The organism is Bacillus sp. SN1, from assembly GCF_002796895.1.
Classification (GTDB): Bacteria; Bacillota; Bacilli; order Bacillales; family Bacillaceae; genus Bacillus; species Bacillus inaquosorum.
The window spans coordinates 256,116-274,552 of record NZ_PHIE01000002.1 but is presented as its reverse complement, the minus strand read 5'-3'; the positions used below and the strand labels follow the sequence as shown (position 1 = coordinate 274,552).

Below are 18,437 nucleotides of genomic sequence, written 5' to 3'. Positions count from 1 at the left end.
CTACATAAAAAAGGAGAAGGTTTTTATATTATTTGTTTCGTTCTGCAAATACTTCCGCAGCCACAGGCAAAATGGTATTCAGCGCATTCGGGAATCCTGAGTAAATAATCATCTGCATCATCACTTCTATGAGTTCTTCTTGTGTCCATCCGACATTCAGGGCTCCGTTAATATAGAATTTTAACTGTTGCGTATTGCCCAATGCAGTCAATCCGGCAACTGTTGCTAATAATCTGGATTTCAGATCAAGGCCCGGTCTTGAAAAAATCTGTCCATAATTAAACTCCACAGCGAGCACACCAAGGTCCGGAGCGATGGATTGTTTAAAACTGTCTACGATCGCTTCGTAGTTCTCCTCATCTATTTGCTTCAGAATATCTAACCCTTTTTTATAATGTTCACTTGTTTGCACCAGCTTCTATCTCCCTTCTGATATCGCTTTGTTTCGCAGCTCGATTTATGGTAATCCTTGAACTGAAGGCAATACCAATCATGATCATCCCCAGAATACAAACGCCGTTCCAATGAAACAGCATCCAGACTGCACCGCCTGCATACGACCCCAAGGCGCCGCCTAAAAACGTGCTGACCATAAAGATGCCATTCAATCTGCTTCTCATATCAGCGGACAACTGGAAAATCTCCGCCTGACATGCCACCTGGTTCGCTTGAATGCCCATAGTGATGAATAAAGCGCCCAGCACAATCACAATTATTGAGGTCCGGCCCGCCATTAACAATACAAATGACAATAAGGTAAAAGACATACAAAGCTTGTTGGCAAAAGCCGCTCCTTTTTGATCAATAGTCCGGCCGATCAGAGGAGTCGCAAAAGCCCCGCCAATCCCCACCAAACCGATTGTTCCGGCAGTCTGGCTGCCAAACGAGAATGGCGGTTCACTCACCATAAACACTAACGTCGTCCAAAATAAACTGAAGGCGCCGAACATGAAGCCTTGGTTTACACATGCTTTTCTTAATGCTTTCTCCTTGATCAAAAGCGGAAATAATGAAGAAATGAGTTTTCCATAACCAACGGCATGTGTCCCTTTGCTTTTCGGAAAGCAGAAGCGAATGATCAGCATAATGATGACGGCTGCTGCACAGGCAATCCAATACATCACACGCCAGCCATATCGGGCATCTATCGCCCCGCTGACCACTCTCGCACCTAATATTCCGCAAACCAAGCCGATAGCTACGTTTCCGAGTACTTTTCCTCTGTTCTTGTCATTTGCTAAACCTGCCGCAAACGGCACAAGGATTTGAGGAATAATCGTGAAGAACCCCAGCAATAAATTTGTGACGGCCAGCCATGAAAAGCTTACAGCTAACGCTGAAGCGGCTGAGCAAACTCCCACTAAGAACAGCAGGCCCACAATGAAGCGGCGGCGTTCAAATAGATCTCCTAATGGAACAAGCAGCAGATTCCCCGCTGCATAGCCGATCTGCGCCAATGTAGCAATCATCCCAGCTTGTGCCGCTGTCACATGAAACGTGCCTGCCATGCTGACAAGCAATGTTTGATTGATATAGACATTAGCGACAGTAAACCCGCTAGTCACCGCCATCAGAAAGATCAAACCTCTCGATAATGAAATGGAATGTTTCATGTTTGCCTCCTTTCTTCATGCATGATAAAGCAGGTGCAATCATAGAAACAGAAGTGAGTTTATACTGGTATAGAAAGTACTAGCAAAGCAAAAAAGCGAAACCTTGTCAGGCTTCGCTTTTGTAAAATATAACGTTCATCAATCCACTTCTTTCTTAATCCCAAGCATTTTCTCATCTAAATAATGGGCGATCTCCGCGGCTTCCTTCAGCTCATCTGTTAATTGCTTAGGAACGTCATTGTTCAATTTATAGTAGATTTTATGTTCAAGGCTCGCCCAGAAATCCATCGCGATTGTCCTGATTTGAATTTCTGCTTTGACGTATTCCACACGGTTTGTTAAATTCACAGGCATCTCAATAATTAAATGCAAGCTTCGGTAGCCGTTCGGTTTTGGCGTCTGGATATAATCCTTCACCTTTACGATTCTCAAATCTTCATGCTGCTTCAACACATTCACGACATTATAAATATCAGAAATAAAGGAACAAATGATACGCACACCGGCAATGTCGTGGATGTGCTCCTTCATTTCCTTTGTCGTAATCTCGCAGCCCTTTCTCATTAATTTATTCACGATGCTTTCAAAGCTTTTGACACGGGATTTCGTATGTTCAATCGGGTTGTGTCCGTGAATGAGGTTATATTCCTGGCTGATAATCGAGAACTTTGTATCCAGCGCATCGAGCGCAAATTTATAAACTAATAATTCATTTTTCCAATCTTCCATTACCGTTTTTAAATCGTCCATATGTGTTACAGATAAATCCATTTTCGTCATCTCCTTTAACGGATCTTTATCCGCTGTCCATGTACTAGACGTGCCTGCCTGCTGCAAGGTTCTATGAATTATTTTACAAATTGCGGTCGATTGTAACAAAAAAAGACCGCACGAAACGGGCGGTCTTTCTTTTTATCGGAAGTAGCTGATCAATAATCCGATCGATAGCAGGAATCCGAAAAATGTATTCGTTTGGGCTGTTGATTTCATTGCAACAATCATATTCATCGGCAATTCTTTTTGGACGAATCCTTTTACTGCCTGAACTGGCTTAGGCACGCTCAAAAAGACGACAAACAGCCACGGGCTTGCGGCACCGGTAATGACCAAGCCGACAACCCAAATATAAGCGACAGCAAACGACGCAGCCAAGAGAGTGACAGCTCCCTTATGCCCCATCAAAATCGCCAATGTTTTGCGTCCGCCTTTTTTGTCCTCTTCAATATCGCGGATGTTGTTCGACAGGTTAATCGCGCCGACAAGAATCGCAATCGGGATCGAAATCAAAATGCTTTGTGTGTTGATCATATCTGTCTGAATGAAAAACGAAATCAGCACAAACACTGAACCCATGCAAATGCCTGAGAATAACTCGCCGAACGGCGTGTATGCAATCGGCAGCGGCCCGCCTGTATACAGGTATCCGATCGCCATGCCGACAAGGCCGATCACAGCGAGCCACCAGCTGCTGCTCGCGCAAATATAGACACCGAGCAGAATGGCAATCCCGTATGATGCGAGGGCTAATTGCAAAATCGTCTTTGGCTTCATTCCGTGGCGTACAATCGCACCTCCGATTCCGACAGATTCTGCTGTATCTAGCCCGCGTTTAAAATCGTAGTATTCATTAAATAAGTTCGTCGCAATTTGGATCCATAAGCAAGAAAACAGCATAGCCAGAAACAGCAGCAGATCAACCTTCACATAAAACATCGCCAAAACCGTTCCGAGCAGCACAGGCACAAACGATGCGGTTAACGTATGAGGACGGGTTAACTGCCAAAGGATCTGCCCCATGCTTTCTTTTTCCGGCGCTGTCTGACCCTCACCCTTATTTGTTTGGTTCATCTTCCTCTTCCTTTCTATTAAAAGGCTTACTTTTTTTCAGCCGGCAGCTTGATAAAAACTCCTTTTGCTTCCTTATCTATCATAATGACTTCTCCCTCATTTCACAAGATACCGCAAGAAGGCGTTTTCTTTCTTATTATACTCTTTCCGCCCCGATTTCATTAGGTTTCTGCTTTCACCCGAACGAATAGGTACAGAAAAATTTTTTTAAGTACATTACGCTTTTTAAAAGTTAAAAAGATCTTTTGACTCCATGTAGGTTTTCCTTTATTATAAATCAGCTCGAGACTTTCCATTCTTGCCCTTGCAGGTATAAAGTTTCATTTTCAAAAGCAGACGCCGATATATTAATTTGAGGGAGATTAGGGAAAAAATGAAACTTTTTGAGCATCTAATCGTCAAATACTCATGTGATTGTCGAAAAAACGGGAAGGGAATTTTTGATATGCTGCAATTGATGAAACAGCTGTATGAAAAGCCCGCTGTCAAGTGGACATGTCATACAGGATTTTATTTGATGATACTGCTTGTTTTGTTTTTTATGTATGGTTTTCACACCGCGAATACCGGTTCATATATTTATAACGATTTCTAATTGGAGAGAGAATAACTATGAAACTTTTACATGCTATTCAAACACATGCGGAATCTTATCCGCAAACCGATGCCTTCCGCTCTCAAGGCCAGTCGCTCACGTATCAGGAATTATGGGAGCAGTCTGACCGAGCGGCTGCCGCGATTCAAAAACGCATTTCTGGGGAAAAGAAATCTCCTATCCTTGTGTACGGCCATATGGAGCCCTGCATGATCGTTTCCTTCTTAGGAAGCGTCAAAGCGGGACATCCTTATATTCCGGTTGATCTGTCCATTCCGTCCGAGCGGATTGCGAAAATTATCGAAAGCTCTGGAGCAGAATTGCTGATCAATGCAGCCGGGCTTCCAATTGATACAGACAGCCAGCAGATTCAGACGGTTTCAGCAGAAGAACTGCTGGAAAACGAAGGCGGCTCTGTCAGCCAAGATCAATGGGTCAAGGAACACGAGACGTTTTATATCATTTACACTTCCGGAAGCACAGGAAATCCAAAAGGCGTTCAGATTTCCGCGGCGAATCTTCAAAGCTTCACAGACTGGATTTGTGCAGACTTTCCAGTCAACGGAGGAAAAACATTTTTAAACCAAGCGCCGTTTTCATTTGATTTATCTGTCATGGATCTTTATCCATGCCTTCAATCAGGCGGGACTTTACACTGCGTGACAAAGGATGCTGTGAATAAGCCGAAAATCTTATTCGAAGAGCTGAAGAAGTCCGGGCTGAATGTGTGGACATCAACGCCTTCCTTTGTGCAGATGTGCCTGATGGACCCAGGTTTTTCACAAGACCTGCTGCCAGATGCAGACACATTTATGTTTTGCGGAGAGGTTCTACCGGTTTCTGTGGCAAATGCGCTGCTTGAGCGTTTCCCGAAAGCAAAAATCTTTAATACGTACGGTCCGACTGAAGCGACAGTGGCTGTCACATCCGTTGAAATTACAAGTGACGTCATCAGCCGCAACGAATCGCTTCCAGTCGGCTTCGCCAAGCCAGATATGAACATTTTCATTATGGATGAACAGGGACAGCCGCTTCCTGATGGAGAAAAAGGAGAAATCGTCATTGCAGGGCCGAGCGTAAGCCGAGGCTACCTTGGTGAGCCGGAGCTGACGGAAAAAGCGTTTTTCTCTTATGAAGGACAGTGGGCATACCGGACTGGCGATGCTGGCTATATCCAAGATGGTCAGATTTTCTGCCAAGGACGTTTGGATTTCCAAATTAAACTTCACGGCTACCGAATGGAGCTTGAGGAAATTGAGTTCCATGTCAGACAGTCTCAGTACGTTCGTTCTGCTGTTGTGATTCCGTATCAGCCAAACGGAACAGTCGAGTACCTGATCGCTGCTGTTGTGCCTGAAGAGCATGAGTTCCAGAAGGAGTTCCAGCTGACAAGCGCCATTAAAAAAGAGCTTGCCGCTTCCCTTCCGGCGTATATGATCCCGAGAAAATTCATCTATCAGGATCACATTCAAATGACGGCCAACGGCAAAATTGACCGGAAGCGCATCGGCGAAGAGGTTCTTGTATGACGCCTTACAGCTCGTTTTTATTCTTTATACTGCTTGGCATTCTTCTTCTGCCGACGATCATTCTCGGCCTGAACGGAAAAAGATTTCAAGCATACAACATGTTCATATCTATCATTATATTGGCTTTAATTTTTTCGCACGACTTACATGGGGTCATCGCACTGTGTCTGTTTACGATATGGCAGGTGCTCTTGATCAGCGGCTATCTGGCGTACCGGCAGAAAGCGAACAGCGGCTTTGTCTTTTGCGGAGCTGTTATCGCGGCGATTCTGCCTTTATTCTTGTCAAAAATATGGCCGTTTCTTTCACACCCGCAGCCGCATCACCCGCCGCATAACCTGATCAGCTTTTTAGGGATTTCGTATTTAACCTTTAAAGGCGTTCAGCTGATTATGGAAGCAAGAGACGGTCTGCTGAAGGAACAGCTGCCGCTGCACCGCCTGCTGTATTTCATCCTGTTTTTCCCGACGATTTCCTCCGGCCCGATCGACAGATACCGCCGGTTCGTCAAGGATGAACAGAAGGCTTGGACGAAAGAAGAATACGCCGACCTATTGTATACAGGGATTCATAAGATCTTTATCGGTTTCCTGTACAAGTTTATTATCGGCTATGCAATCAATACGTACTTCATCATGAATCTTCCCGCGATCACGCACAATAAGATTCTTGGGAACCTGCTGTACATGTACGGCTACAGCATGTATTTATTCTTTGATTTCGCCGGCTACACGATGTTTGCCGTCGGGGTCAGCTATATCATGGGCATTAAATCACCGGAAAACTTTAATAAACCGTTTATCAGTAAAAATATTAAAGATTTCTGGAATCGTTGGCATATGTCTCTGTCATTTTGGTTTAGAGATTATGTGTTTATGAGATTCGTATTTTGGATGACAAAGAAAAAGTGGATCAAAAACCGTATGGCTGTCTCAAACATCGGGTATTTCCTGCTGTTTATGCTGATGGGGGTTTGGCACGGGCTTGCGCCGCAATATATCATCTACGGCCTCTATCACGCCGTGCTGATGACGTGTTACAACTTTTTCGAGAAGTGGAATAAGAAATATAAATGGCTGCCGTCCAACCGCTGGACAACCGTTCTCGCTATTGTGATCACGTTCCACTTTGTTTGCTTCGGGTTTTATATTTTCTCAGGAAAATTATTTCATCACCACCATTAAAGGAGATTAGAAAGCTATGGATTTTAAACAAGAGGTATTAGACGTTTTAGCAGAGGTTTGCCAGGATGACATCGTAAAGGAAAATCCTGATATTGAAATTTTTGAAGAAGGTTTGCTTGATTCTTTTGGAACAGTAGAATTGTTGCTTGCGATTGAAAACCGTTTTGATATTTTAGTGCCGATCACTGAATTTGACCGGGATGTTTGGAATACGCCTAACAACATTGTAAATCAGCTGTCTGAGTTGAAATAATGAAAAAGCGTTTTTTCGGTCCAATTATTTTGGCGTTTATTCTATTCGCAGGCGCCATCGCAATTCCATCTTCATGGCTGACAGGCTTCATCACCGATAAACGGGTGAAAGAGTCAGCAACAGCCTTGAACCCAAGTATGTTTCAAGGGCTTTATTTACAAGATCAAATGCTCAAAGATCCGGCATATCTTCCGATTTACGGGTCTTCTGAGCTTTCCCGGCTGGACGAGTTCCACCCATCTAATTATTTTCAAGTAAACAATGAGGGGTTCACGCCATACCTTGTCGGCAAAGGCGGGTCCCAGTCATTGATTCATTCTTTAAACTTCGCTGCCCATATGGATCAGCTGAAAGGCAAAAAAATCGTATTCATCGTGTCTCCGCAATGGTTTATTAAGCGCGGGTCTGATGAACAGCATTTCGCGCCGAACTATTCTGCGCTGCAAGGGCTAGATTTGGCATTTAACGAGCAGATCGACCCTGATGTGAAAAAGAAAATGATGAAACGCATGCTGCGCTTTAAGGCCGTGCAAAACGATGCGATTCTTTCCGAGCTGTACAAAGCAATGGTAAACGGCCAGACATGGAAAGCAAACGCGCTGAAGCCGGCGGCAAAAGTCTATTACAGCATGCTGGAAAAGAAAGACATGTATTATTCAGCGACGGAATCATCCGGGCCAAAGCGTTATATCTCGCAGTCAGTAAAGGATAAGTCATGGTCTGAATTAAATAAACTCGCAGATCAATCAGGCAAACGCCACTCCGGATCTAACGATTTTCATATCGACAATCCAGTTTATAAAAAGCTGAAGCCGAAAGTGCCAAAGCTGAAAGGGAAAAACAAAGGAAGATCGTATGCGGTGTCACCGGAATACGGCGACTTTGAAATGATGCTTGATATCCTGAAGGATGCGGGTGCAGAGCCTATGTTTGTCACCATCCCTGTTAACGGAAAATGGTACGACTACACAGGCTTCCCGAAAAAAGGCCGCACCGACTATTACAAAAAAGTGAATAAACAGATTAGAGCGAAGGGCTTCCAGGTTGCTGATTTTTCAGGACATGAATATGACCCGTATTTCATGAAAGATACCATCCACATCGGCTGGAAAGGCTGGGTGTACGTCGATAAAGCAATTGACGAATTTTATAAAACCGGAAAAGTCACTTCATCCTGAGCATCTCGTAGGACGCGGCTGCATATTTCCTGCTAAGATTTGAAATAGTAAAGGAATCACAGCCAACTAGTAAGAGGTGTACATCAATGAAGATGACAGGCAATACGGTTTTAATTACAGGGGGTTCCGCTGGCATCGGGCTTGAACTGGCCAAGCGCCTGCTGGAACTTGGCAATGAAGTCATTATTTGCGGACGCAGCGAAGCGAGGCTTTCAGAAGCGAAGCAGCAGCTCCCAAACATCCATACAAAGCAATGTGATGTTGCAGACCGTTCACAGCGGGAAGCATTGTTTGAATGGGCTCTAAAGGAATTTCCGAACCTGAATGTTCTCGTCAACAACGCCGGCATCCAAAAGGAGATCGACTTCAAAAAAGGGACAGAGGAGCTTTTTGAGGACGGAGATGAAATTGAACTTAATTTCCAAGCGCCTGTCCATTTATCAGCTCTTTTCACACCTCATTTGATGAAGCAGCCCGACGCGGCAATTGTTCAGGTCACGTCGGGGCTTGCGTTTAACCCGTTAGCTGTTTATCCGGTGTACTGTGCAACAAAAGCGGCGCTTCACTCATTCTCGCTTACGCTCAGACACCAGCTTCGCGATACGGGCGTGGAAGTGATTGAAATGGCGCCTCCTATGGTGGACACGGGATTAAACCAAAAATCACGCGATAAACAAGGCCTGACATACCGGGGCATTTCAGCTGAAGAATATGTTCAATATTTCTTGGACGGCTTGAAAGAAGGCAAACAAGAGATTACAAATGAACGTGTCGAAGGCCTTCGGAATGCCACTCGCGCCGATTATGACAGGGTGTTCGAACAAATGAACACGCAGGAGAATTAATTTCTCCTGCTTTTTTCTTATGAATTTCTTACAAATTTGAGCAAACCTATTGCGAATATTTGTTGAAGGTATACAATAGAATATAAATTATTTTCAAATAAGTTTGATAATATAAACAATTTAACAGCAGGGAGATTGACCATGACTAAACAAACGATTCGTGTTGAATTGACATCAACAAAAAAACCGAAACCAGACCCAAATCAGCTTTCGTTCGGAAGAGTGTTTACAGACCACATGTTTGTAATGGACTACGCGGCGGATAAAGGATGGTACGACCCAAGAATCATTCCTTATCAACCTATTTCAATGGACCCAGCGGCAATGGTATATCACTACGGCCAAACCGTGTTTGAAGGGTTAAAGGCTTACGTGTCAGAGGATGACCATGTCCTGCTTTTCAGACCGGGAAAAAATATGGAGCGCCTGAATCAATCAAACGACCGCCTCTGCATCCCGCAAATCGATGAAGAACAGGTTCTCGAAGGCTTAAAACAGCTTGTTGCGATCGATAAAGACTGGATTCCGAATGCGGAGGGCACGTCCCTTTATATCCGTCCGTTCATCATCGCCACCGAGCCTTTCCTTGGTGTTGCGGCATCTCATACGTATAAGCTCTTTATCATTCTTTCTCCGGTCGGCTCATATTACAAAGAAGGCATCAAGCCGGTCAAAATCGCTGTTGAAAGTGAATTTGTCCGTGCGGTAAAAGGCGGAACGGGAAATGCCAAAACCGCAGGGAACTACGCTTCAAGCTTAAAAGCGCAGCAGGTAGCCGAAGAGAAAGGATTTTCTCAAGTACTCTGGCTGGACGGGATTGAAAAGAAATACATCGAAGAAGTCGGAAGCATGAACATCTTCTTCAAAATCAACGGTGAAATTGTAACACCAATGCTGAACGGAAGCATCCTGGAAGGCATTACGCGCAATTCCGTCATCGCCTTGCTTAAGCATTGGGGCCTTTCCGTTTCAGAACGGAAAATTGCGATTGATGAGGTCATCCAAGCCCATAAAGACGGCATCCTTGAAGAAGCCTTCGGAACCGGTACAGCTGCTGTTATTTCCCCGGTCGGTGAGCTGATCTGGCAGGATGAAACACTGTCGATTAACAACGGTGAAACAGGAGAAATCGCAAAAAAACTATATGACACGATTACAGGCATTCAAAAAGGCACTGTCGCGGATGAGTTCGGATGGACGACTGAAGTTGCAGCGCTGACTGAAAGCAAATAAGAAAAAAGCCGGCCACTGGGCCGGCTTTTTTTACGCTTCAATTTTGTTAAAGAACTGCGGCAGGTACGCTTTGTGCGCCTCCAGCATTTCGTCTAAAATCTGTTTGGCCACAGTGTCGGATGGAACGAGCGGGTTAATCGTCATGGCGAGGAGTGCTGTTTGATAGTCGCCTGTGACCGCCGCTTCTGCCGCGACACGCTCAAAGGATTTGATTTGCTGAACGAGGCCCCGGACAGACACCGGCAAGTCGCCGACAGCTATTGGCTTAGGGCCGTTTTTCGTCATCACGCAGTTCACTTCAACCGCGGAATCGTCTGGGATGCTGGCGATTGCGCCGTTATTGACCGTGTTCACCGGCTGAATGTCGTGTTTATCATTGTAAATGGAGCTGATCAAGTTACACGCTGCATCGCTGTAGTAAGCACCGCCCCGTTTTTCCAGCTGCGGCGGTTTGATCGCAAGGTTCGGATCTTTGTAAAGTTCGAACAGCTCTTTTTCGACCTTCTGCACAACTTCAGCCCGGGTGCCTTCCGTTTGTGATGCTTCTAGTTCGTGCTCCAGCATCTCTTTCGTTTTGAAGTAGTAACGGTGGTAGCCGCAAGGGATGATATCGAGCGCTTTTAAAAATTCCGGCTCCCACTCTGCTCCTGAGATGTTTTTCATCGTCATTGCGTTTTTCGGATCACCCATCGCTTCGATTACTTGATCCTTCACACTGACGCCGTCCAAGAAAACATCCAGCCCGAACACCATGTGATTTAATCCGGCGAATTGGACTTCTACGCGGTTCACATCTACGTCAAGCGCTTTGGCTACACCCATTTTGATGCCGATCGGAACGTTACAGAGACCGACGACTTTCTTCAGGTTAGAGTAGCGAAGCAAGGCCTCTGTCACCATGCCGGCAGGGTTTGTGAAATTGACGAGCCATGCATTCGGGCAGAGCTCTTCGATATCCTTTGCGATCTCAAGGATGACCGGAATCGTTCGCAACCCTTTAAACAGGCCTCCCGGGCCGTTCGTTTCCTGGCCGATGACGTCATATTTTAATGGGATGCGTTCATCCTTGGCTCTTGCCTGCAGAAGACCGACGCGGAATTGAGTCGTGACAAAGTCTGCGTCTTTCAGCGCTTTTCTCCGGTCGAGCGTAAGGTGAATGTCGATCGGGACGCCGGCTTTTTCAACCATCCGTTTGGCGAGCGTGCCGACAATATTCAGCTTTTCTTCGCCCTCAGGGATATCGACGAGCCATAATTCACGGACAGGCAGCTCATCATACCTTTTAATGAACCCTTCCACGAGCTCTGGCGTGTAGCTTGAACCTCCGCCAATCGTTACAATCTTCAATCCTTTTGTCATATGCTTGCTCCCCTTTGCTCAGTGATTTTTTCATATAACTCAATGAACTCCGCCGCCAGATCCTTCACTGTCATCGCATTCATTAAATGATCCTGTGCGTGCACCATCAGAAGCGTCATTTCCGTTTTTTCTCCGCCCGCTTCATTTTGGATCAGCTCTGTCTGATAATGATGGGCTTTTGTTAATTCTTCTCCGGATTCTTGAAGCTTTTTCCGCGCTTCTTCTGCGTCACCGCTTTTCGCAGCGGCAATGGCCTCCATTGCGGAGCTCCTTCCGTTTCCTCCGTGAAGGATAATTTGAAAAATGATTTGCTCCATTTTCTCATTCACGCGATTCACTTCCTTTCTCTACAGAGCCGCTTCTTTGTCATCTGATGCTGCAGGCGTTTGGACGAGCTCCAGATCGTTTTCTTCTTTCAGCTTCTGTTTATCCCACATTCTAAAGAACGGGTAGTAGACAACAAAGGATACGGCGATATTAATGGCTTGCATGACCGCACCTGAGACTTTTCCCCCTGTCGCCAGATAGCCTGAAAAGATCGGCGGCATGGTCCATGGAACTGCGATACCCGCCGGTTTGGCAACAAGGCCGGTGCTCATTCCGATGTATGTGAGTGTCACTGTGACAAGCGGCGTGATGATAAACGGAAGCAAGAGCATCGGGTTCATGACGATCGGCATTCCGAAAATAATCGGTTCGTTAATATTGAAGATGGCAGGCCCGATCGCAAGCTTTCCGAGCTGCTTCATTTGTTTGCTTCGTGCGCGCAGGAACATCGTGACAACCAGTGCCAACGTAGCGCCGCTTCCGCCGATATTGATCCAGATATCAAAAAACTGCTGGGTGAAAATCTTAGGCAGTTCCTCACCGGCTTGGAACGCGATTCGGTTGGCATCCATGGCGCCGTACCAAATCGGTGCCATGACGCCGCCGACAATATTGGCGCCGTGAAGGCCGCAGGCCCATAAAAGCATTTTGACGGCTTCCGCAACGAGGCTGCCCCCTAGACTTCCGCCAAGAATGGAAAGCGGCGTTCCCAGTAAAACGCTTACAATATTATGAAGGCTTTCAAACGGTGTTGCTTCAACAATCAGCCGGGCTGCCCAAATCAGGAAGACGACGGCAAAGCCGGGGATTAACGCGACAAATGACTTGCTGACTGCCGGCGGAACGCCGTCCGGCATTTTGAAGACCAAATTGCGCTGGATAATGAAGCGGTAAATCTCTGTTGATACCATCGCGATAATCATGGCGACAAACAGGCCTTTGCTTCCCATGAGTGAAAGCGGAATCCCGCCGCTGACCATCATCTCTTTCGTCGAACCATCAGGCGTAAACGGCACTTGATACGGTGTCGCTAACAAAAATGCCGCAAGTGAAATAGCTCCGGCCGACAAGGCATCAACACCGTATTTCTCGGCGAGCCGGTAGGCGATGCCGAACGCGGCGACCAGACCCATAATTTCAAAGGTGGCGTCAACTGGGTAGGCCAGCTTTTCAGACCAGGCGCTGCCAAACGTTTTTGCCATAAACTCAGCGTATCCCGGGATCGGGAGGTTGCCGATGATGAGGAAAAAGGAACCGATGATAATCAGCGGCATCGTAAGAATGATACCGTCACGCAGCGCCTGTAAATGGCGCTGTCCCGCAATTCTTCCCGCTATAGGCATGACCTTTTCTTCTAAGATCTGATTGACTTTATTCACATAGCCCGCCCCTCTCTATGACACATGTCCAAGCTGTTCAGCCGATTTCAGCACTTCTGCCCCGTTGCACGTGCCATAATGGACGGTATTAATGACGTCTACCGGAACCCCCTTTGACTCTCCTAGTTTTTTCAGCTGCGGAAGCATATAACGGACTTGCGGGCCGAGAAGCAATACATCCGCTTTATCAATATGATTTTGTACAGAATCACCTGAAACTGCCCAAATGGTATAGTCTTTTCCTTGTTCCTGCGCACTTTTTTCCATCTTGCTCACCAGTAAGCTAGTAGACATGCCTGCTGCACAAACGAGTAATATATTCATGTAAAAGACCCCCTAGAGTTTGATCAATTTTGTCATGTCCTGTTGTTGATATCATCATATTATGAAATCGCTTTCATAAACACTCAAGGTTTTTCCGCAGGAAACGGAAAAAAGGTATATACAGGCTGTCAGTTCAGCATTTTTTGGTCAAACACATCCGAAAGCTCTTGATACGAACGGCATTTGATCAGCTGGTTCACCGCCGCCGGGTCATCCAAAATGCTGCCAAGCAGTTTATACATGCTTTGCAAATCCGCTTTGTTCTCCTTTTCGACACAAAGCAAACAGACAAATTGAACACGCTGATTCTCCCAATCTATCGGTTTTTTGAGCGTACAAACGGCCCAAAATGTTGTTTTTGTCTGCGGAACGAGCGGGTGCGGTATGGCAACAAGATTGCCAAAACACGTTGGCGACATGTCTTCTCGTTCAAAAATGGATTCTATGATTTCGTTTTCAGCATAGCCGCAATCAACTGCTTTCTGCCCTAAAAATTGAATCACTTCCTCTTTTGAGCGCAGATCCTTCTGGAAAAACACGAGTTCTTTTTTCAGGTAGCGGGCTGCTTTTTCTTTTTCATCACTCAAAATGGATTCTATTTTTGTAAAGTCGGTTCCGCCCAAGAGTGTGTTGACCTTCAGCACTGGTACAGGGAGCTCTTTTTTGATCGGGATGGTGCTGATGACAAAATCAATAGATTCATAGGACATCTGGTCAAGACTGTAATACTCAGCAGTTCCTAGAATATCGAGCCGTTTGCCGAAATGGGAGCGGAGTTTTTCACGCAGTAGCTGAGCGCTCCCGGCACCTGATGCGCACACAATGATGCAGCGTTTCGGCGGGCTTTCTGTTTTTTTTCGTTCAATCGCTGCGCCAAAGTGGAGGGCCAAATAACCAATTTCGTTTTCATGAATGTCGATGCCCGTTTGTTCCTTTATCACCATTCCGGCAACGATCCCGGCTTCAAAAGCGAGAGGATAGTGTTCCTTGATCGCTGCCAGCATCGGATTTCTCAGGTTCATGCCATATCGGTTGCGGCTGATTGCCGGCTTTATATGGAGCGCTAAGCCAATTTTCAGCTCTTTGTCATGCAGGATTCCGAGCTTCAGCTCACGATCAACGGCCTTTATCATAGCAAATGTCAGCTGATCGGTTTCTTCGTCTATTGAAAATGTATCCTCCCCGCATTGTGGTTGTGTCATTCGCTTTGTGCCGAGGAGATGCATGGCGATATAGGCCGTCTCCTCTTTCGGAAACGTAACGGCAAGTGCTGATTCCAGCTCCTTTACGATGGCTTCGGCAGCCAGGTATTCTTTTTGATCCAGGATATGCTCCATATCTTCCCGGAAAAGAGATACGTAGTTTTCCGTTCTGATCCGTTTACAAGCGATGGCAATATGGATGATGAGGTTATTCAGTCCTAAGTTAGACAGAGGGATGCGGTCGTTTTTGATTTTTTTCAGGATGGCGGAACGGATGATTTCGATTTCTTCATCTGGCAATATATCAGCCTTTTCATTCAGAACATCAATCTCTGTTTCTCTTTCATCGACAATGTACTCTGCCATACAGTACCTCATCTGGACCTCGTCCCCGCGCAGCTTGAAGCCGTAATTCGGGCGTGTTTCCATGACGATGCGATAGGGCAGCAGACGTTTCTTTACTTCTTTTAAATCCGTTTGGAGTGTAGATTTTGAGATAAATAGTTCTTCAGCCAGTTCATCGAGCTTGAGGTAATGCTCCGCCAGCAGCAGACGTTTCATGAGATAGGCCATTCTCTCCTCCGGCAACACCGGCAGGCCCTTTTTTTGCTGAAACACATCTTGCAGCAGCATTCTGAATGTCTGCTCGTCGTGAATACGGAGTTTGTAACCAGAGCCTCTTACCGATTGGACAAAGGCACCATGACCGCTTAGCACGCCTTGCAATTCCTTTATATCATTGCGGACCGTCCGCGTCGTCACGTTTAATTTCGCGGCAAAAAACGAGCTTGTCACCGGGGCTTCAGCCGCCATCAGCAAGCGCAAAATATCACGAAGTCGCCCATGAAGCATGAGAAAAACCTCCTATCAAGTAGATGCAGGGATAAAGCGAATAGGCAGAAAGGATGATGAAGGAATGCGAAATGTATATAAATTCTATAATGGGGCGAATGGCAAGTCAATGAACATCGGAGGGACAAGAGGGAAAACTGACCCATAAAAAAACAGCCGGATTCATCCGGCTGTTCGGGAAGCGGACATGTTCTTTTGTTTGGACGCCTTGCGATCCTTCATGATTTTTCGAACAATCGGGTAAATGACAGGCGCCCATTTGATAACGGTTTTGATCATCTTTTTCAAAGCTCCGATTCTCCCTTCTTTTTTCTCAACCATTCCCCTGATTGCCTTTTGCTTAAACATGCTAACGTGACACGTACCTGTTTCCCGTCACCCAGAAACGCCACGGATAATCGCGCGCCTCTCCGCTGTTGTCAATGCCGATGCGCGGGCCGGTAGAAATCTCTTCCGGTGTGTACCCGCTTTCAATGTAAAGCGGCTGTTCCGTGATCCAGCGTCCGTAGTCATTCATCGTGACGCCAAGCGCTTTCGTCAGCTTTCCGGGCCCGTTTGTCCATTCCCTCGGACGCCGGCCCGGCCTTCTCTCCTCCATTAACAGCTGGCCTTCATGAGGCTCAATCGCCCTGATTAATACCGCTTGCGGAACATCCACTTCTGCGGCAACGACATTCAGCAACGTATGGGTGTGCATCACGTATGTATACACTCGCCCGGCTTCCGCAAACATAATCTCAGTCCGCTTCGTCCGGCGGTTGTTAAAGCTGTGGGCCGCTCTGTCTCCGGCGCCCATATAGGCCTCTGTTTCCACAATATAGCCTGACGCTGTGCCTTCATCTGTTTCTTTTACCAGAAGGCAGCCAAGAAGCGACGGGGCAAGCTCAAGAGCGGTTTTTTGGTAAAACGTGATGGGCAGCGGATTTTTTTCTCTCGTCACGAATCGAACTCTCCTTTTACCGATTTTTGTACATTGTACCATTCCCGAAGCAACTGAAAAAAAACGGCTGTTTTAAAATCTTTCCATTCAGGGAATATTGTTACCGTTAATAAAGGAGGGTCAACCAATGAATGATGATCATCAGAAAAAACATCACGGAACAAATGCCCAAAGCAGCGAGGATACGCTTTCTCATAAGACGTCCGGGAAAAACGAGTCAGAGGATACCTTAACGAACAGACAGGGGCACCCTGTCACTGACAACCAAAATGTGAGAACTGTCGGGAATAGAGGGCCTACAACACTTGAGAACTATGATTTTCTCGAAAAAATCAGCCACTTTGACCGTGAACGCATTCCTGAGCGGGTTGTTCATGCCAGAGGAGCGGGTGCACACGGGTATTTTGAAGCGTACGGAAGCTTTGGAGACGAACCGATTTCAAAATACACCCGGGCTAAGCTCTTTCAGGAAAAAGGCAAGAAAACACCGGCATTTGTCCGTTTTTCTACGGTGAATCATGGAAAACACTCACCTGAAACATTGAGAGACCCGCGCGGTTTTGCCGTTAAGCTTTATACCGACGACGGAAACTGGGATTTAGTCGGGAACAACCTGAAAATCTTTTTTATCCGCGACCCGCTGAAATTTCCGGATCTTGTGCACGCATTTCAGCCTGATCCAGTGACCAATATCCAAGATGGTGAACGTATTTTCGACTTCATCTCTCAGTCTCCTGAAGCGACACATATGATCACCTTCTTGTTTTCGCCTTGGGGCATTCCGGCCAACTACAGGCAAATGCAGGGTTCAGGCGTACACGCCTATAAATGGGTGAATGAGGAAGGCAAGGCCGTTCTCGTGAAATACCATTTCGAACCGAAGCAGGGCATCCGCAACCTGACACAGAAGGAAGCGGAAGAGATTCAAGGGAAAAACTTTAACCATGCAACACAAGATTTGTATGAAGCGATTGAAAATGGAGATTATCCGGAGTGGGAAGTGTATGCCCAAATTATGAGCGATGATGAGCATCCCGAACTGGACTTTGACCCGCTCGATCCGACAAAGCTGTGGTATAAAGACGATTTCCCATGGAAGCCGATCGGCAAATTGGTGCTTAATAAAAACCCGGAAAACTACCATGCGGAAGTGGAGCAAGCTTCTTTCGGAACGGGAGTGCTTGTTGACGGGCTTGATTTCTCAGATGATAAGCTGCTTCAGGGCCGGACGTTTGCCTACTCTGATACGCAGCGCTACCGTGTAGGCGCAAATTACCTGCAGCTTCCGATCAACTCGCCGAAAAAACATGTCGCCACCAACCAGGAAGGCGGGCAAATGCAATATCGGGTGGATAGAGCAGAAGGCCAAAACCCGCACGTCAACTATGAGCCCTCCATTATGGGCGGGCTGAAAGAAGCGAAGCAGGATGGAAAAGATCATACGCCGCATGTCGAGGGCGATGTAAAGCGTGAGGCGATCGACAGAACGAACAACTTCGGACAGGCCGGAGAAACATACCGGAGATTTACTGAATTTGAACGGAACGAATTGATCACGAACCTGGTTAATACGCTTTCTACATGCCGCAAAGAAATCCAGGATCAGATGATTGAGAATTTCACAAAAGCTGATCCGGACTACGGGAAACGCGTGGCAGAAGGACTGAAAAAGGCCTCCGAGAACAACAGCAACGGACCGATCGGCACAACAGAAACGGAACAGGCTGCAAAACAGGCTGAACAGGAAAGCCATCCGTCTGACCCATATTAAAAACA

The 18,437-nt window shown here is 46.4% G+C and carries 20 protein-coding genes; 8 read left to right on the top strand and 12 right to left on the bottom strand.

Annotated elements, in window-relative coordinates:
• Positions 1-28: 28 nt before the first annotated feature.
• From CVV77_RS10110 to CVV77_RS22010, 5 genes are all read right to left on the bottom strand, one after another.
• Entirely contained in the window at positions 29-412 is a 384-nt protein-coding gene (locus CVV77_RS10110) for a carboxymuconolactone decarboxylase family protein (protein WP_019259841.1), read from the bottom strand.
• Positions 399-1,613, bottom strand: coding sequence for an MFS transporter (locus CVV77_RS10105; RefSeq protein ID WP_100275315.1), 1,215 nt, complete (start codon positions 1,611-1,613; stop codon positions 399-401). The genes CVV77_RS10110 and CVV77_RS10105 overlap by 14 nt, the downstream gene beginning before the upstream one ends.
• A 138-nt stretch (positions 1,614-1,751) precedes the next feature.
• The gene (ywaC, locus tag CVV77_RS10100) at positions 1,752-2,384 is read right to left on the bottom strand and encodes a GTP pyrophosphokinase YwaC (RefSeq protein WP_003244564.1); all 633 of its coding nucleotides are present in this window, start codon (positions 2,382-2,384) and stop codon (positions 1,752-1,754) included.
• A gap of 141 nt (positions 2,385-2,525) precedes the next feature.
• Positions 2,526-3,461, bottom strand: coding sequence for a 1,4-dihydroxy-2-naphthoate polyprenyltransferase (locus CVV77_RS10095; protein WP_003236099.1), 936 nt, complete (start codon positions 3,459-3,461; stop codon positions 2,526-2,528).
• A 161-nt stretch (positions 3,462-3,622) separates the two neighbouring features.
• Positions 3,623-3,757, bottom strand: coding sequence for a hypothetical protein (locus CVV77_RS22010; RefSeq protein WP_032731716.1), 135 nt, complete (start codon positions 3,755-3,757; stop codon positions 3,623-3,625).
• A 149-nt stretch (positions 3,758-3,906) separates the two neighbouring features.
• Between CVV77_RS22010 and CVV77_RS10085 the strand changes: the two genes are divergently transcribed.
• From CVV77_RS10085 to CVV77_RS10055, 7 genes are all read left to right on the top strand, one after another.
• Positions 3,907-4,056, top strand: a complete 150-nt coding sequence (locus CVV77_RS10085; protein ID WP_003227330.1) for a teichoic acid D-Ala incorporation-associated protein DltX — start codon at positions 3,907-3,909, stop codon at positions 4,054-4,056.
• A 17-nt stretch (positions 4,057-4,073) separates the two neighbouring features.
• Positions 4,074-5,585 carry a D-alanine--poly(phosphoribitol) ligase subunit DltA gene (gene dltA, locus CVV77_RS10080; protein WP_003236103.1) on the top strand — a complete coding sequence of 504 codons (1,512 nt, stop codon included), beginning with the start codon at positions 4,074-4,076 and terminating at the stop codon, positions 5,583-5,585.
• Positions 5,582-6,769, top strand: a complete 1,188-nt coding sequence (gene dltB / locus CVV77_RS10075) for a D-alanyl-lipoteichoic acid biosynthesis protein DltB (RefSeq protein ID WP_003236105.1) — start codon at positions 5,582-5,584, stop codon at positions 6,767-6,769. Before dltA ends, dltB begins: the two co-directional genes overlap by 4 nt.
• Positions 6,770-6,785: 16 nt before the next feature.
• On the top strand, positions 6,786-7,022 hold the full coding sequence (gene dltC / locus CVV77_RS10070; RefSeq protein WP_003227325.1) for a D-alanine--poly(phosphoribitol) ligase subunit DltC: 237 nt from the start codon (positions 6,786-6,788) through the stop codon (positions 7,020-7,022).
• Positions 7,022-8,200, top strand: a complete 1,179-nt coding sequence (gene dltD / locus CVV77_RS10065) for a D-alanyl-lipoteichoic acid biosynthesis protein DltD (RefSeq protein WP_100275314.1) — start codon at positions 7,022-7,024, stop codon at positions 8,198-8,200. The genes dltC and dltD overlap by 1 nt, the downstream gene beginning before the upstream one ends.
• An 86-nt stretch (positions 8,201-8,286) precedes the next feature.
• Entirely contained in the window at positions 8,287-9,045 is a 759-nt protein-coding gene (locus tag CVV77_RS10060) for an SDR family oxidoreductase (protein ID WP_100275313.1), read from the top strand.
• 141 nt (positions 9,046-9,186) lie between these two features.
• The gene (locus CVV77_RS10055; RefSeq protein WP_100275312.1) at positions 9,187-10,278 is read left to right on the top strand and encodes a branched-chain amino acid aminotransferase; all 1,092 of its coding nucleotides are present in this window, start codon (positions 9,187-9,189) and stop codon (positions 10,276-10,278) included.
• Positions 10,279-10,308: 30 nt separating this feature from the next.
• Here CVV77_RS10055 and licH read toward each other — a convergent pair whose 3' ends face one another.
• From licH to CVV77_RS10020, 7 genes are all read right to left on the bottom strand, one after another.
• On the bottom strand, positions 10,309-11,637 hold the full coding sequence (licH, locus tag CVV77_RS10050) for a 6-phospho-beta-glucosidase LicH (protein WP_019259849.1): 1,329 nt from the start codon (positions 11,635-11,637) through the stop codon (positions 10,309-10,311).
• A complete protein-coding gene (gene licA / locus CVV77_RS10045; protein WP_019259850.1) occupies positions 11,634-11,966 on the bottom strand; it encodes a PTS lichenan transporter subunit IIA in 333 nt (110 codons plus the stop codon). The genes licH and licA overlap by 4 nt, the downstream gene beginning before the upstream one ends.
• 18 nt (positions 11,967-11,984) lie before the next feature.
• Positions 11,985-13,343, bottom strand: coding sequence for a PTS lichenan transporter subunit IIC (licC, locus tag CVV77_RS10040; protein ID WP_019259851.1), 1,359 nt, complete (start codon positions 13,341-13,343; stop codon positions 11,985-11,987).
• Between the two features lie 15 nt (positions 13,344-13,358).
• On the bottom strand, positions 13,359-13,667 hold the full coding sequence (licB, locus tag CVV77_RS10035; RefSeq protein WP_003218755.1) for a PTS lichenan transporter subunit IIB: 309 nt from the start codon (positions 13,665-13,667) through the stop codon (positions 13,359-13,361).
• Positions 13,668-13,795: 128 nt separating this feature from the next.
• On the bottom strand, positions 13,796-15,721 hold the full coding sequence (licR, locus tag CVV77_RS10030; protein WP_100275311.1) for a transcriptional regulator LicR: 1,926 nt from the start codon (positions 15,719-15,721) through the stop codon (positions 13,796-13,798).
• A 162-nt stretch (positions 15,722-15,883) separates the two neighbouring features.
• Positions 15,884-16,042, bottom strand: coding sequence for a hypothetical protein (locus CVV77_RS10025; protein ID WP_009968374.1), 159 nt, complete (start codon positions 16,040-16,042; stop codon positions 15,884-15,886).
• Positions 16,043-16,070: 28 nt separating this feature from the next.
• A complete protein-coding gene (locus tag CVV77_RS10020; RefSeq protein WP_003236124.1) occupies positions 16,071-16,661 on the bottom strand; it encodes a DNA-3-methyladenine glycosylase in 591 nt (196 codons plus the stop codon).
• A gap of 127 nt (positions 16,662-16,788) precedes the next feature.
• Here CVV77_RS10020 and katX point away from each other — a divergent pair, with 127 nt between their 5' ends.
• Positions 16,789-18,432 carry a catalase KatX gene (gene katX, locus CVV77_RS10015; RefSeq protein WP_100275310.1) on the top strand — a complete coding sequence of 548 codons (1,644 nt, stop codon included), beginning with the start codon at positions 16,789-16,791 and terminating at the stop codon, positions 18,430-18,432.
• Positions 18,433-18,437 lie beyond the last annotated feature (5 nt).

What these genes read in the sequence shown, in the direction of transcription:
- CVV77_RS10105 (WP_100275315.1), bottom strand. Translation starts at nt 1,613, where the DNA reads ATGAAACATTCCATTTCATTATCGAGAGGTTTGATCTTTCTGATGGCG.
- ywaC (WP_003244564.1), bottom strand. Translation starts at nt 2,384, where the DNA reads ATGGATTTATCTGTAACACATATGGACGATTTAAAAACGGTAATGGAA.
- CVV77_RS10095 (WP_003236099.1), bottom strand. Translation starts at nt 3,461, where the DNA reads ATGAACCAAACAAATAAGGGTGAGGGTCAGACAGCGCCGGAAAAAGAA.
- CVV77_RS22010 (WP_032731716.1), bottom strand. Translation starts at nt 3,757, where the DNA reads ATGGAAAGTCTCGAGCTGATTTATAATAAAGGAAAACCTACATGGAGT.
- CVV77_RS10085 (WP_003227330.1), top strand. Translation starts at nt 3,907, where the DNA reads ATGCTGCAATTGATGAAACAGCTGTATGAAAAGCCCGCTGTCAAGTGG.
- dltA (WP_003236103.1), top strand. Translation starts at nt 4,074, where the DNA reads ATGAAACTTTTACATGCTATTCAAACACATGCGGAATCTTATCCGCAA.
- dltB (WP_003236105.1), top strand. Translation starts at nt 5,582, where the DNA reads ATGACGCCTTACAGCTCGTTTTTATTCTTTATACTGCTTGGCATTCTT.
- dltC (WP_003227325.1), top strand. Translation starts at nt 6,786, where the DNA reads ATGGATTTTAAACAAGAGGTATTAGACGTTTTAGCAGAGGTTTGCCAG.
- dltD (WP_100275314.1), top strand. Translation starts at nt 7,022, where the DNA reads ATGAAAAAGCGTTTTTTCGGTCCAATTATTTTGGCGTTTATTCTATTC.
- CVV77_RS10060 (WP_100275313.1), top strand. Translation starts at nt 8,287, where the DNA reads ATGAAGATGACAGGCAATACGGTTTTAATTACAGGGGGTTCCGCTGGC.
- CVV77_RS10055 (WP_100275312.1), top strand. Translation starts at nt 9,187, where the DNA reads ATGACTAAACAAACGATTCGTGTTGAATTGACATCAACAAAAAAACCG.
- licH (WP_019259849.1), bottom strand. Translation starts at nt 11,637, where the DNA reads ATGACAAAAGGATTGAAGATTGTAACGATTGGCGGAGGTTCAAGCTAC.
- licB (WP_003218755.1), bottom strand. Translation starts at nt 13,667, where the DNA reads ATGAATATATTACTCGTTTGTGCAGCAGGCATGTCTACTAGCTTACTG.
- licR (WP_100275311.1), bottom strand. Translation starts at nt 15,721, where the DNA reads ATGCTTCATGGGCGACTTCGTGATATTTTGCGCTTGCTGATGGCGGCT.
- CVV77_RS10025 (WP_009968374.1), bottom strand. Translation starts at nt 16,042, where the DNA reads ATGGTTGAGAAAAAAGAAGGGAGAATCGGAGCTTTGAAAAAGATGATC.
- katX (WP_100275310.1), top strand. Translation starts at nt 16,789, where the DNA reads ATGAATGATGATCATCAGAAAAAACATCACGGAACAAATGCCCAAAGC.